Annotated in this window: 13 protein-coding genes; 7 read left to right on the top strand and 6 right to left on the bottom strand. The window is 70.7% G+C overall.

Going from position 1 to position 13,798, the window contains the following annotated elements:
- Positions 1 to 41 precede the first annotated feature (41 nt).
- The 3 genes from BN1555_RS24420 (at position 42) to BN1555_RS24410 (ending at position 2,797) form a co-directional block, all read left to right on the top strand.
- A complete protein-coding gene (locus BN1555_RS24420) occupies positions 42 to 728 on the top strand; it encodes a maleylpyruvate isomerase family mycothiol-dependent enzyme (RefSeq protein ID WP_093801382.1) in 687 nt (228 codons plus the stop codon).
- 9 nt (positions 729 to 737) lie between these two features.
- A complete protein-coding gene (locus tag BN1555_RS24415; protein WP_093801381.1) occupies positions 738 to 1,394 on the top strand; it encodes an MBL fold metallo-hydrolase in 657 nt (218 codons plus the stop codon).
- Positions 1,395 to 1,519: 125 nt separating this feature from the next.
- The gene (locus BN1555_RS24410; protein WP_093801380.1) at positions 1,520 to 2,797 is read left to right on the top strand and encodes an MFS transporter; all 1,278 of its coding nucleotides are present in this window, start codon (positions 1,520 to 1,522) and stop codon (positions 2,795 to 2,797) included.
- Positions 2,798 to 2,881: 84 nt separating this feature from the next.
- Here BN1555_RS24410 and BN1555_RS24405 read toward each other — a convergent pair whose 3' ends face one another.
- The 5 genes from BN1555_RS24405 to BN1555_RS24385 all read right to left on the bottom strand — a co-directional run bounded on the left by BN1555_RS24405 (position 2,882) and on the right by BN1555_RS24385 (position 9,904).
- Positions 2,882 to 3,883, bottom strand: coding sequence for a TerC family protein (locus BN1555_RS24405; RefSeq protein WP_093801379.1), 1,002 nt, complete (start codon positions 3,881 to 3,883; stop codon positions 2,882 to 2,884).
- A gap of 241 nt (positions 3,884 to 4,124) precedes the next feature.
- Positions 4,125 to 6,089: a TerD family protein gene (locus tag BN1555_RS24400; protein WP_093801378.1), complete on the bottom strand. Its 1,965-nt coding sequence runs from the start codon at positions 6,087 to 6,089 to the stop codon at positions 4,125 to 4,127.
- A gap of 119 nt (positions 6,090 to 6,208) precedes the next feature.
- On the bottom strand, positions 6,209 to 6,787 hold the full coding sequence (locus BN1555_RS24395; RefSeq protein ID WP_093801377.1) for a TerD family protein: 579 nt from the start codon (positions 6,785 to 6,787) through the stop codon (positions 6,209 to 6,211).
- A gap of 133 nt (positions 6,788 to 6,920) precedes the next feature.
- Positions 6,921 to 9,053: an excinuclease ABC subunit UvrB gene (uvrB, locus tag BN1555_RS24390; protein ID WP_093801376.1), complete on the bottom strand. Its 2,133-nt coding sequence runs from the start codon at positions 9,051 to 9,053 to the stop codon at positions 6,921 to 6,923.
- Positions 9,054 to 9,103: 50 nt separating this feature from the next.
- Positions 9,104 to 9,904, bottom strand: coding sequence for an MHYT domain-containing protein (locus BN1555_RS24385; RefSeq protein ID WP_093801375.1), 801 nt, complete (start codon positions 9,902 to 9,904; stop codon positions 9,104 to 9,106).
- 251 nt (positions 9,905 to 10,155) lie between these two features.
- On the opposite strand from BN1555_RS24385, the gene BN1555_RS24380 reads away from it, so the two are divergent.
- From BN1555_RS24380 to BN1555_RS24365, 4 genes are all read left to right on the top strand, one after another.
- Complete coding sequence (locus BN1555_RS24380) at positions 10,156 to 11,037, top strand: glycerophosphodiester phosphodiesterase (protein WP_093801374.1); 882 nt, start codon at positions 10,156 to 10,158, stop codon at positions 11,035 to 11,037.
- 48 nt (positions 11,038 to 11,085) lie between these two features.
- Positions 11,086 to 11,640, top strand: coding sequence for a methylated-DNA--[protein]-cysteine S-methyltransferase (locus BN1555_RS24375; RefSeq protein ID WP_093803612.1), 555 nt, complete (start codon positions 11,086 to 11,088; stop codon positions 11,638 to 11,640).
- A 66-nt stretch (positions 11,641 to 11,706) separates the two neighbouring features.
- On the top strand, positions 11,707 to 12,033 hold the full coding sequence (locus BN1555_RS24370) for a hypothetical protein (RefSeq protein WP_093801373.1): 327 nt from the start codon (positions 11,707 to 11,709) through the stop codon (positions 12,031 to 12,033).
- A gap of 74 nt (positions 12,034 to 12,107) precedes the next feature.
- A complete protein-coding gene (locus BN1555_RS24365) occupies positions 12,108 to 13,409 on the top strand; it encodes an MFS transporter (RefSeq protein WP_255306453.1) in 1,302 nt (433 codons plus the stop codon).
- Here the strand turns inward: BN1555_RS24365 and BN1555_RS24360 are convergent.
- Positions 13,399 to 13,761, bottom strand: a complete 363-nt coding sequence (locus BN1555_RS24360) for a cupin domain-containing protein (protein ID WP_093801371.1) — start codon at positions 13,759 to 13,761, stop codon at positions 13,399 to 13,401. The two genes, BN1555_RS24365 and BN1555_RS24360, sit on opposite strands and share 11 nt — an antisense overlap.
- Positions 13,762 to 13,798 lie beyond the last annotated feature (37 nt).

The following is a 13,798-nucleotide window of genomic DNA, read 5'->3' as shown; positions in this document are numbered from 1 at the left end:
ACGGCTTCACCCGATCGTGTGACCGGACTATCGTCGGGGCCATGAACGATCACGTGCGCGACCTGGTCTCTGTACGCGAAGCGACCGACCGGCTCCTCGCCGCGACCGGCAAACTGGACAACGCCGCTGTGGCGCAACCGTCACGGCTGCCCGGCTGGACCCGCGGTCACGTGCTGGCCCATGTCGCCCGTAACGCGGACGCCCTCGTGAACGTTCTCGAGGGCCGGCCCATGTACGCCGACGCCCGGGTCCGCGACGCCGACATCGAACAGGGCGCCCCGCGCCCGCTCGCCGCGCAGCTGGAGGACGTGCGCGACAGCGCGGCGCGTTTCCAGGAGGCGGCCGCCGCTCCCGCCGACTGGTCCCGCACGGTCGCCCTGCGCAACGGCGTCACGGACGCGGCCTCCCGCATCCCCTTCCGCCGTCTCGTCGAGGTCGAGCTGCACCATGTCGACCTGGGGGTCGGCTACGAGCTGGAGGACCTGCCCGAGGACTTCACGGAACGCGAGATCGCGTTCCTCGCGGAACGCTTCGACGGGCACCCCGGCGTACCCGCGATCGCGCTGAGCGCCACCGGCGGACGGCAGTGGCGTACGGGGGGCACGGAAGGTGATCCCGTGACCGTCACCGGCACCGCCCCCGACCTGCTGGGCTGGCTCGCGGGCCGCCGCGACGGGGACGCGCTCGACGTCGCCGGGGCCCCGCTGCCGATGCTGCCGCCGCTATAGGCTGACTCCATGACGTACAGCGGAGCGGTCAGGGTCGGCGGGCCTGCGGACGTGCACGAGCTCAAGGACCTGATGATCTCCAAGGTCGCGGTCGGGCCCATGAACAACAACGCGTATCTGCTGCGCTGCCGGGAGACCGACGAGCAGCTGCTGATCGACGCGGCCGCCGAACCGCGCACCCTCCTCCGGCTGATCGGTGACGACGGCATCACGTCCGTCGTCACCACCCACCGCCACGGCGACCACTGGCAGGCCCTCGCCGAGGTCGTCGAGGCGACAGGGGCGCGTACGTACGCGGGCCGGTACGACGCGGAAGGCATCCCCGTCCCGACCGACATCCTGCTCGACGACGCCGACACCCTCCAGGTCGGCCACGTGAAACTCACCGCCCGCCACCTGGCCGGGCACACCCCCGGCTCCATCGCCCTGGTCTACGACGACCCGCACGGGCACCCGCACGCCTTCACCGGGGACTGCCTGTTCCCCGGCGGCGTGGGCAACACGTGGAAGGACCCGGAGGCCTTCGCGAGCCTGATCGGGGACGTCGAGGAGAAGCTCTTCGGCCGGCTTCCGGACGAGACCTGGGTCTACCCCGGCCACGGCAACGACACCACGCTCGGCAACGAGCGCCCGCACCTGCCCGAGTGGCGCGAACGCGGCTGGTAGAGCGCCGGACGGCTCGCGAAGTGCTTCGCGAGCCGGTGCGACTGCTTCCGTCGCTTCCGTGCGCCCCGTAACCGCGGTTCGCGGCGGGTGGTTGTGGCCGCATGCGCCAAGAACGACCACCCTCCATGGCCCGCCTCGCCACCGCGTCGCTCGCCGGAACAGCCGTCGAGTTCTACGACTTCTTCATCTACGGAACGGCCGCCGCGCTGGTTCTCGGGCCGCTCTTCTTCCCGACCTTTTCGCCGCTCGCGGGAACGCTCGCCGCCTTCGGCACCTTCGCCGTCGGTTTCATTTCGCGGCCGCTCGGGTCCGTCGTCTTCGGGCACATCGGCGACCGCTACGGACGCCGTCCTGTCCTGTTCGCCTCACTGCTGCTCACGGGAGTCGCGACCGTCGCCGTCGGCTGCGTACCGACGTACGGGTCGATCGGAGCCGCGGCACCCGTACTCCTTCTGGTGCTGCGCTTTCTGCAGGGACTCGGGCTCGGCGGTGAGTGGGGCGGCGCGGTGCTGCTGACCGCCGAACACGCGCCCGCGAACCGCCGCGGACTGTGGGCGAGTTTCCCGCAGATCGGTCCCGCGGTCGGCTTCCTCCTGGCCAACGGCGTGATGCTGGCCCTCTCGGCCTCGCTGACCGAAGCGCAGTTCGCGGCGTGGGGATGGCGTGTGCCGTTCTGGGCGGCGGGTCTGCTGGCCGCGGCCGGACTCCTGCTGCGTACGTCCGTACCGGAGACCCCGCAGTTCAAGCAGCTCGCCGAGACGGGGCGGCGCGCGAGTGCCCCGCTCACCGAGGTCGTACGCGGCCACTGGCGGCTCGTCCTGCTCACGGCTGGGGCGCTCGCCGTCGGTTACGCGCTGTTCTACGCCGTGTCGACCTGGTCCCTCGCGTACGCCACGGAGCACCTCGGCGTCAGCCGTACGGTGATGCTCACCTGCATCATGGCGGCCGTGGCAGTCAAGGGCGCGGTCACGCCGTTCGCCGCGATGCTCGGTGACCGCTACGGGCGCAGGCCGCTGTGCCTGGCGGGCTGCACGGCGGCAGCGCTGTGGATGTTCCCGATGGTGGCGCTGCTGCACACCGCCGAGCCGCTGCTGATGTTCCTCGGCTTCCTGGGGGCGATGCTGGCCTTCATCACCATGTTCGCGGTGGTCGCCGCGTATCTGCCCGAGCTGTACGAGCCGAGGGTGCGCTGCACGGGCGCGGCTGTCGGCTACAACCTGGCGGGGGTCCTCGGCGGCGCCCTGACCCCGCTCGTCGCGACGGCGATGGCACACGGCGAGGGGCCGCCGTGGGGCGTCGCCGCGTATCTGACCGCCCTCGCGCTGCTGAGCCTGGCGTGCTTCACGCTGCTGCCGGAGACCAGGCCGGCGCCCGCCCCCGTGGCGGAGGCCACCCCGGCCTGACTCCCTCCACGCACACAGCGGCCGGTGCGGGCGGATCGCTCCGCCCGCACCGGCCGGTGCGGGAAACCCGGGTGTCGCGGGCGGTCAGGACTCGACGCTCTCCTTGTCGGCGGCCTCGGCGGCCTCGGCCTCCGCGGCACGCTGTTCCGTCTTCTTGTTGGCGATGAGGCTGGTGATCGTGGTGATGATCAGCACGCCGCAGATGACCGTCAGCGAGAAGGGGATGGAGATCTCGGGAACGTGCACCCCGGATTCGTGCAGGGCGTGCAGCACCAGCTTGACGCCGATGAAGCCCAGGATGACCGACAGGCCGTAGCTCAGGTGGACCAGCTTCTTGAGCAGTCCGCCGATGAGGAAGTACAGCTGCCGCAGACCCATGAGGGCGAAGGCGTTGGCGGTGAAGACGATGTACGGGTCCTGGGTGAGGCCGAAGATCGCCGGGATCGAGTCCAGCGCGAACAGCACATCGGTGGTGCCGATGGCGAGCATGACGACCATCAGGGGCGTCAGGACGCGCTTGCCGTTGTTCCGGATGAAGAGCTTGGTGCCGTGGTACTTGTCGGCGACACCGAAGCGGTTCTCGATCGACTTGAGGAGACGGTTCTCCTCGAAAGCCTCTTCCTCCTCCTCTGCGCGCGCCTCCTGGATGAGCTTCCAGGCGGTGTAGATCAGGAACGCGCCGAAGATGTAGAAGACCCACGAGAAGTTGGCGATGACAGCGGCGCCGGCAGCGATGAAGATCGCACGCAGCACCAGGGCTATCAGCACACCGATGAGCAGCACGCGCTGCTGGAGGTGGGACGGCACCGAGAACTTCGCCATGATCAGGACGAAGACGAAGAGATTGTCCACGCTGAGCGATTTCTCGGTGATGAAGCCGGCGAAGAACTCTCCGGACGCCTGCGCGGTGCCGAAGATCAGCAGCCCCAGGCCGAAGAGCACGGCCAGGGCGATCCAGACGACCGACCAGATTCCGGCTTCCTTGATCGACACATCATGGGGCTTGCGCCCGATGAGGAAGTCGACGGCGATCAGGGCGACCAGACCAAGAATGGTCAGCACCCAAAGGGTCATAGAAACATCCACTGCGCCTCCGGCAGATAGCTACGGCAACTCATTCAGCGTCGTCGCTGCCGGAGGTCTCTTCCACCCGGGCGCTTTCAGCGCCTCGGGCCGACGCCCCGGGACCGATGGCGGTCCGTATTGACGGGTACGTCGCAGCCGGGAGTACTCCCCTCCGCTCCTCGAAGAGTACAGGAACACCCAAGAAAAGGTAAAGGGATGACTAAAGAGACCCCAAAAAAGCTGGTCAGTGGAGTGACTGCAGTTATCGCCTCGCTGCCGCCACCTGCGCCAGCACCTGCTGCACGACCTGGCTTCCCGGTGGCGGCAGCAGCGGTTCGTACGTCCAGGTGTGACCGACCCACGGGTCGGCCAAGTGGTCGTCGGGCACTGGTGTGACACGCAGCAGCGCCCGCCACAGCGGGTCGAGCACCGGGCCGTACGCACTCGCGTCCTCGCGGTCGGCGACCATCATCAGATGCACGCCGACCGACGGCCCCTCGTCGGCCAGGTAGCGGAGCTGGGTGACGGCGCGGTCGTCGAAGCCGTGCGGGAAATCGTTGACGATCAGGAGCTGCTCGGCCGTGTCCAGACCGGGCGGGAGCGAGTCCGCCGCCCCGCCCCGGAGCGCCATCTGCACCAGGTCCACGCGCTGCGTGAGTTCGGCCAGCACCGCCGTCACGCCCCGGGCGCCCGCGGCGGGCGGCGCGTCGAGCACCCCCGACCCGGTCAGCGGGGCGAGCGCGGGCGTGCCCGTGCCGGCCGGGTCGATGACACGGACCGTGAACTCGCCGGCGGGATAGACCGCCAGCAGGCGTGCCGCGTGCGCTACGGCCGACTCCATGGCCGCCCTGCGCAGCTGGTCGGACTCCAGCATCAGCGCGGCCTCGGAACCGGAGCGGCCGCTGTCGATCCACAGGCCACGCTCCAGCGGCAGGCGCAGCAGCATGGGGATGCGCAGGTCCGGGCGCTCGGGCAGATGCAGATCGCCGACGCGCAGCGCCATCGGGATCTCCATGGGGACCCGGTAACCATGCCAGACCGGGTTGTCCCAGGAGGCGAAGGCGGGCGGCAGGGCGGGTTCGACGACGCCGGATTCGGCGGCGAGCTGGGCCAGGTCGCGCTCCAGTACGTCGCGGGCCCGGCCGACGAGCTCGTCGTGCTTGGCCCGGGCCGTCGCGCGGGCGGTGTCGCCGGCCGTGCCGATCCGGCTGCGCGGGTCGGAGAGGGCCTTGTCGAGCTCCTGCTCCATCCGGGACTCGGCGAAGTCCACCGCGCTGCGGTACGCCGCGGTGGTGCGGGCCAGGTCCTCGAACATGCCCCAGACCTGGCTGTACAGCCGCTCGTCCATGGACCAGCCGGTCGCGTCGCCCGCGACGGGCTGCGGGTGCTGTCCCGGCGGAACCGGTGGCGCGGTGGGCTGCGGGGGCGGGGTGTTCCGGCGGCGCGGGTGCGCGTAGTCGATGGGGCCGCCGGGCGCTGTCTGGGGCGCACCGCCGTCCGGGCCGTCCGCCGCCGCGGGCGAGGAGGCGGGAGGGAGCGGCGGCGCGGGAACAGGTGCGGGCGGTGGCGGGGCGCCGGTCCGCTCGTCGTGTCCGCCGTTCGTCGCCCGGGACGGCGTACGGCGTGTCCGGCCGCCGTCCTGGGAACGGGCCGGGGGCGCCGCGACGGAGCGGGCCGGGCCGCTGCCGACCGCTTCCTGGATGGCGGCGGCGAGCTCGTGGGCCTGTGCGAGGCCCTGGTCGCCGAGCATCTCGGCGAGGCCGCCCGCGTAGCCCTGTCCTACGGCGCGCACCTTCCAGATGCCCTGCCTGCGGTAGAGCTCCAGGACGACGACCGCCGACTCGCTGTCCAGTCCGGTCACGGTGTAGCTGGCGACCTCGGAGCCGTCGAGCCCGGTGACGGAGACGAAGGGCGCCGCGAGGGCGCCGAAGCGGTCCGGGCCGCCCGCACCCGGGGGAAGGGCGAGCAGGATGTTCACCCGGTGCACGGTCTCGGGCAGCGCGCCGAGGTCCACCGCGAGCCGGTGGTCGGCCGCGGCCTGCCTGGACACTTCGAGTCCGGGAAGGTTCGGCGAACCGGGGTGGGCGACCCACTCCGCGCCGCGTACGGTGCCCTGCTCGTCGCCGAGAGTCGCACCGGCCACGACCGGCTTGCCGGCCGACACCCTGATCTCCAAACGGGCCTGGGGCAGGGAGTGGTTCTGCCCCCGGACCAGCTCGGCCGTCATCGCCTGTCTCCCCCGCGTCGCGTTGTCGGCGGCCACAGCGGTGGCCGGTGGTGGCACGTGGTGCAGCTCCCGGCGGCACGATGCCTCCGGAAGCTGCGCGTACTGCGGCAGAGGCCTGCTTACAGGTGCGGCAGGATCGACGGCATCAGGTCCTGGAAGGTACGGCCGTTGGCGGGGTTGCCGATGGCGGTCATCTTCCAGCCGGCGCCGGCACGGTGCACCTTGGCCATGATCTGGGCGGTGTACTGGCCGCCGCCGTCGAGCGTGTAACGGGCCATCTCCTGGCCGTTGGTCTCGTCGACGATGCGGCAGAACGCGTTCTGCACTTCCTGGAACGTCTGGCCGGTGAAGGAGTTCACCGTGAAGACGATCTGGTCGATGTGGACCGGCACCCGCTCGAGGTCGACGAGGATCGCCTCGTCGTCCCCGCCCTGGCCGGCACCGCCGACCAGGTTGTCACCGGTGTGCTTCACAGAGCCGTCGTCGCTGACGAGGTGACGGAAGAAGACGACGTCGACCGGCTGCTTGTCCGCGAACAGGACTGCCGAGGCGTCGAGGTCGACCTCCCGGGTGCGCGAGCCGAACAGACCGCGGCGCGGCGCGGCCTGCCACCCGAGCCCCATGCGCACAGCGGTCAGGGTTCCCCCGTCGCTCTTCTGCAGGCTGATGGCCTGACCCTTGGTCATGTTGACCGTCACGCGCTGTCCCCTCTCCACAAACGCCATCACCGCCCGTGTGTGCGGCTGTCCAGCACCCTACGCAGTCGCGCCGAGGCCGACACAACCCGCGTGTACTTTGTGTCGGTCTTGCAACACACCAGGTGCCGGCCCGTCAGGCCTGCCCCGCCTCCCTCATCTGCCGCAGCTCCTTCTTCAGCTCGCCCACCTCGTCGCGCAGCCGCGCGGCCACCTCGAACTGCAGCTCGGCGGCGGCCGCCCGCATCCGTTCGGTCATCTCCTCGATGAGCGAGGCCAGTTCGGCGGCCGGGCGGTCGGTGAGCACCTCGCCCTTCTTGCCCGCTTTGCCGCCGGCCTTGGCCGCCTTGCCGCCGAGCGCCGGGACCGGAGCCTTGGCGCCCTTGCCCTCCTTCGTCCGCCGGAAACCGGAGCCGAGGAGCTCCTCGGTGTCGACCTGTTCGCGCGCGATCGTCGCGACGATGTCGTTGATCTTCTTGCGCAGCGGCTGCGGATCGATCCCGCGCTCCGTGTTGTACGCGATCTGCTTCTCCCGGCGCCGGTTGGTCTCGTCGATGGCCTTCTCCATCGCCGGGGTGATCTTGTCGGCGTACATGTGGACCTGGCCGGAGACGTTGCGCGCCGCGCGGCCGATGGTCTGGATCAGGGAGGTTCCGGAGCGCAGGAAGCCTTCCTTGTCCGCGTCGAGGATGGCCACCAGTGAGACCTCGGGCAGGTCGAGGCCCTCGCGGAGCAGGTTGATGCCTACCAGGACGTCGTACTCACCGGCGCGCAGCTCGCGCAGCAGCTCGACGCGGCGCAGGGTGTCGACGTCGCTGTGCAGGTAGCGGACCTGGATGCCGAGTTCGAGGAAGTACTCGGTGAGGTCCTCGGCCATCTTCTTCGTGAGGGTGGTGACCAGGACGCGCTCGTCCTTCTCGGTGCGCTTCCTGATCTCGTGCACCAGGTCGTCGATCTGGCCCTCGGTGGGCTTGATGACCACTTCGGGATCGATGAGGCCGGTGGGACGGATGATCTGCTCCACGAAGCCGTCGGAGCGCGAGAGTTCGTATGCGCCGGGGGTGGCGGAGAGGTAGACCGCCTGGCCCACGCGCTGCTGGAACTCCTCCCACTTCAGGGGGCGGTTGTCCAGGGCGGACGGCAGCCGGAAGCCGTGGTCGACGAGGGTCCGCTTGCGGGACGCGTCGCCCTCGTACATCGCGCCGATCTGCGGCACGGTGACGTGCGACTCGTCGATGACCAGCAGGAAGTCCTCGGGGAAGTAGTCGATGAGGGTGTGGGGCGCGGTGCCGGGCGCGCGGTCGTCCATGTGCATCGAGTAGTTCTCGATGCCGGAGCAGCTGCCGATCTGGCGCATCATCTCGAGGTCGTACGTGGTGCGCATGCGCAGACGCTGGGCCTCCAGCATCTTGCCCTGCTTCTCCATCTCGGCGAGCCGCTCCTCCAGCTCCTTCTCGATGCCCCTGATGGCCTTCTCCATGCGCTCGGGTCCGGCGACGTAGTGGCTGGCCGGGAAGACGTACAGCTGCTGGTCCTCGCTGATGATCTCGCCGGTGAGCGGGTGGAGGGTCGAGAGCGCCTCGATCTCGTCGCCGAACATCTCGATGCGGACGGCCAGTTCCTCGTAGACCGGGAAGATCTCGATGGTGTCGCCGCGGACCCGGAAGGTGCCACGCGTGAAGGCCATGTCGTTGCGGGTGTACTGGATGTCGACGAAACGGCGCAGCAGCTGGTCGCGGTCGATCTCCTCGCCGACCTTCAGGGGCACCATGCGGTCCACGTACTCCTGCGGCGTACCGAGGCCGTAGATGCAGGAGACGGAGGCGACCACGACGACGTCGCGGCGGGTGAGCAGCGAGTTCGTCGCGGAGTGGCGCAGCCGCTCGACCTCCTCGTTGATCGAGGAGTCCTTCTCGATGTAGGTGTCCGACTGCGGGACGTACGCCTCGGGCTGGTAGTAGTCGTAGTACGAGACGAAGTACTCGACGGCGTTGTTCGGCAGGAGTTCGCGGAACTCGTTGGCCAGCTGGGCGGCGAGGGTCTTGTTCGGCGCCATGACGAGCGTGGGGCGCTGGAGCTTCTCGATCATCCAGGCAGTGGTCGCCGACTTGCCGGTGCCGGTCGCGCCGAGCAGGACCACATCCTTCTCACCTGCGCGGATGCGCCGTTCCAGCTCGGCGATGGCCGCCGGCTGGTCGCCGCTGGGCTGGTAGGAACTGACGACCTCGAAGGGCGCCACCGTACGTTCGATCTTGGAAACGGGCCGCATGCATCAACCGTACGACCCGGCACTGACACTCACGCGGCGATCGCGTGGGGTCACCGGCGCCTCGGCGTTCCCGGGACCGGCCGCGAGGCGCCCGCCCCGGCCGGACGCCGCCGGCCGGGGCGGGCCCGTACCAGCAGCGGACCGGACATCACGGCCACGCCCGCCAGGAACAGGAAGACCACCGGACCGATCAGCACCGGCGCGAGGAGCAGGAGGGGCGTCTCGCCGCCGACGGCGCCCGCCGGCCCGTGGAGATGGACGTCGAGCGCCGCCATGCCGGTGTAGTGCATGCCGCTCACGGCCAGGCCCATGACGAGGCCGGCGCCCAGACCGGGCAGGAGACCGCGGACCGACACGGCGGCCCAGAGAGCGAAGGTCGCGCCGACCACCGCGATCACCACGGAGAGCCCGACGGTGAGGGTGTCGTACTCGAGCCGGCCGCGCAGACGCATTCCGGCCATGCCGAGGTAGTGCATGGAAGCGATCCCCAGACCGGTGACGGCGCCGCCCGTGACCAGGGCCATCGCAGTGGCTCCCTGGTACCCGACGATGAAGACGCCGATGCCGGCCATGACGACGGCGACACCGAGACTGGCGTACGTCAGGGGGGCGTCGTAAGTGACCGGGGCCTCTCTCACCGTGAAACCCGTCATCCCGATGAAGTGCATGGTCCATACGCCCGAGCCGATGGCGGTCGCACCGAGCGCGAGCCAGCCGGTCTTCCGGCCGTGCCCGCTCGTGAGCGACCTCGCGGTGCAGCGCAGTCCGAGCGCGCCGCCGAGGCACGCCATGAGGTACGCCGCGACCGGGGTGACGAGACCGTGGCTGAATCCGTCGACAGTGCCCTGCATGCCCTGGGTGTCCCTCGGCTTCGGTCGCTCGGATGGAAAGGCCCTGCCAGTGGTGCGGAGGCCCGGTCGGGCGAGAGTAGGCCGGGCCGAGTGGTCCGCACACGTTTTTCGGCAATTTGCCGAGAGTGGGACCCCCGTGCGACATGACACCGGTGGTTTCGTTCATTTCATGGCCATCCTTCGCCTGTCCATCGTTGGTCATTCGCTGTCACTCTCGGACTGTCTGTGATCACGCGATGTGAGGAGTCCTTGTGTACGCACGCACCGCCTCGGCCAGGGCCGCCGCACTCCTGGGCGCCGCCGCACTGCTGCTGCCCGGCACGGCCGCCCAGGCGGCCCCCGCCGCCGGCCCCCACGACGAGCCCACCGTCATCGCCCACCGGGGCGCGTCCGCGTACGCGCCCGAGAACACGCTGGCGGCGGTCGACCTGGCCGACCGGATGGGCTTCGCGTGGGTGGAGAACGACGTCCACCGCACCAAGGACGGCGAACTGGTGGTCGTGCACGACGACAGCCTCGCCAGGACCACCAACGTGGAACAGGTCTTCCCCGGCCGGTCGCCGTGGAAGATCAAGGACTTCACCGCGGCGGAGATCGCCGAGCTGGACGCAGGCAGCTGGTTCGGTCCGGAGTTCACGGGCGCGCGCGTGCCGACCCTGAAGCAGTACGTGAACCGGGTCGAGCGCAACCACCAGAAGCTGCTCCTGGAGATCAAGAAGCCCGAGATCTACCCGGGCATCGAGAAGGACACCCTGCGCGTACTGCGCAAGGAGGGCTGGCTGGACCGCCACCACGTCAAGCACAAGCTCGTCATCCAGAGCTTCGGGGCAAACAGCGTAAAGGCGGTGCACAAGCAGCGGCCCGACGTCACGACGGGCTTCCTCGGTACGCCCCCGGTCGCCGACCTGCCGAAGTACGCAAAGTTCACGGACCAGATCAATCCGACGCACACCTCGCTCACGGCCGACTACGTGGCAGCCGTCCACAAGCTGAAGGGCGCGCACGGCAAGCAGCTCCGGGTCAACACCTGGACGGTGAACACTGCGGCGGCCGCGACGCGGGTCGACGGCTTCGGCGTGGACGGGATCATCACCAACAACCCCGACATCGTGCGGGACGCCGTCAGCCGGTGAGGCCCGGAACCGGCCGGGCTGTCAGTGCCCGGCCGTACCGTGGTGCGCATGGACAGCGACGGGCGGTGCGTGGAGTGGGCGGTCGTCGGCAGTGGCGGCAGCGGCATCGGATCGCTGCTGCTCGCCGCCACCGGTGAGGGGCTGGTCTGCGTGGCCTTCCACGCCGGCCCCGAAGTGCGGGAGAAGACGCTCGGCCGGCTGCGGGCGCGGCTGGGCGCCGAGGTGACGCAGGCGCCGGCCTCCGCGCGGCTGGCCGAGCCCATACGGCAGTTCACGGCGTACTTCGCGGGCGAGCTGCGCGACTTCACCCTGCCGCTGGACTGGTCGCTCACCTCCGGATTCAACCGGCAGGTGCTGCGCGAGCTGGCGACCGGTGTTCCGTACGGCACGGTCGTCGGCTACGGCGATCTGGCGGGGTGGGTCGGGCAGCCCGGTGCGGCGCAGGCGGTCGGCGCGGCGATGGGGTCGAATCCGCTGCCCGTGGTGGTGCCCTGCCACCGGGTGGTGGAGAGCGACGGCGGACTCGGCGGGTTCGGCGGCGGCCTGGAGACCAAACGGGCGCTGCTGGCCCTCGAAGGGGTGCTGCCGCAACCGCTGTTCTGAGCCGGGGCGGACTTCGCGGAGGTTTTCTCGGTTCCGTACGTTCGTAAGGACTGGCACACTGCGGCGGTGACTACCATCCCTGCCGCACACGAGCCAGGATCCGGTCCCTTCGCCGGCCGCCTGCCGGCCGGCGAGAGCCTGCCGGTCCCCGAGCGTTCCTTCGTCACGCGGGACCTCCTCCCGCTGGAGGGGGAGATGCGGGTCGAGCCGCTCGCCGCCCGGACCGGCCCGATGCTCCGGCGCGTGGAGCGCGCGGTCATGCCGCTGGGCGGCATCGCGCTCCCCCTCCGGGACGGCCTGCTGCCCCAGGTGTCCGGCGAGGAGCGGCGCAGGACGAACGGCCGTGTCGCCGCAGCGCTCGCGGCCGGCGGGGGAAAGGCGTACGCACGGTGAGTACGGCCGACAAGACGACCGGCGGGACAGCCGGCACAACGGCCGCGACAGCGGCCGTACCCGGGCCCGAGGCACTGCGCGTCCTCCAGCGGCGCACCTCGGCCGTACTCGTCGTGAGCCAGATCCTGGGCGGCCTCGGCGTGCCCATCGGCATCGCCCTCGCCCCCGTCCTGGCGGTCGAGGTCAGCGGCACGGAGGCCGTGTCGGGTCTCGCCCCGACCGCCTCCGTCGTCGGTACGGCCCTGCTGTCGATCCCGCTGGCCTCCCTGATGACCTCGCGCGGCCGGCGCCCGGGACTCGTCCTCGCCTATCTGATCGGCGCACTGGGCGCGGCGCTCGTGGTCGTCGCCGCCGTCATCGGGAACTTCCCGCTGCTACTGGTCGGCATGGCCGGGTTCGGTGCCGCTTCCTCGGCCAACCTCCAGGCGCGTTTCGCCGCCGCCGACCTCGCGGAGCCGGACCGGCGTGCCCGCGCCATCTCGACGGTGGTCTGGGCTACGACGATCGGCGCGGTGCTCGGCCCCAACATCGCGGCCCCGGCGGGCCGGTCCTTCGCCGGCACCTCCATACCCGAGACGGCGGGTCCGTTCCTGTGGGCCGCCGGGATCTTCCTGGTCACGGGACTGGTCGTCGCCGTGCTGCTGCGGCCCGATCCGCTTCTCACCGCCCGGGCCCTGGCCCCGGAGGGATCGCAGTCCGCGCAGAGCCGTTCCCTGCGCGCCGGGATCGCGGCGGTGGCCGCGTCGTCACGGGCCAGGCTCGCCCTGGTGACCGTGGCCGTCACCCACACCGTCATGGTCTCGATCATGGTGATGACCCCGGTCGACCTGGGACACCACGGGGCCGGCCTGGAACTCGTCGGCCTTGTCATCAGCGGTCACATCGCCGGCATGTACGCGTTCTCCCCGGTCATGGGCTGGCTGTCCGACCGGGTCGGGCGCCTCGCGGTCATCGGCCTGGCGGCCGGGCTGCTGTGCCTCGCCGCCCTGCTGGCCGGCACGGCGGGCCCCAGCCACGCCCAGACCGCCGCAGGTCTCTTCGTGCTCGGCCTCGGCTGGTCCGCGGGCCTGGTCTCGGGCTCCGCCCTGCTCACCGATTCGGTGCCGCAGCCCGCCCGCGCCGCGGTCCAGGGCCTGTCCGACCTGACCATGAACTCGGCGGCGGGAATCGGCGGCGCGGCCGCCGGCCTGATCGTCTCGCAGGCCAGCTACGGCTGGCTCAACGCGATCGGCGCCTGCCTGCTGCTGCCGATGGCCGTGCTCGCCCTGCTGACGGCCCGCAGCCGCACGGCCGCCGCGCCCGGGACAGCCGGCCCGGTCGGCCCGGTCGGAGCGGGGGAACCGGTCGAACCGGCGGAACCGACCGCTAAAGGCTGATGTGGTAGGCCTTGCGCAGCGTCTCGTGCACGGTCCAGGTCGTACGGTCCCCCTCGCGCAGCACACACGCGTCCCCCGGCCCGATCTCCAGGGTGTCGCCGCCGTCCACCTCGACCGTCGCACGCCCGCCGACCACGACGAACAGTTCGTCGGCCTCGGTGTCGGTGACCACGCCCGGCGTGATCTGCCAGATGCCGCGCAGTTGCCTGCCGTCGGGCGACCCCCACAGCACCTTGCCCGTCACCACCGGCTCGCCGGAGACGATCTGGCCGGGGTCGAGCGGCTCGGGTTCGAGGTCAGCGTCCGGAATGTGCACGGAGAACGAGGCAGGACCTTGATCAGTTGTCGTCATGGCGCGTCACCTTAACGGGCACCGGTACCGCCGCGTA

This window comes from Streptomyces sp. Wb2n-11 (genome assembly GCF_001049855.1).
Classification (GTDB): Bacteria; Actinomycetota; Actinomycetes; order Streptomycetales; family Streptomycetaceae; genus Streptomyces; species Streptomyces altiplanensis.
Note: the sequence above shows the minus strand (reverse complement) of the source record. Positions and strands in the feature narration are given on the sequence as shown.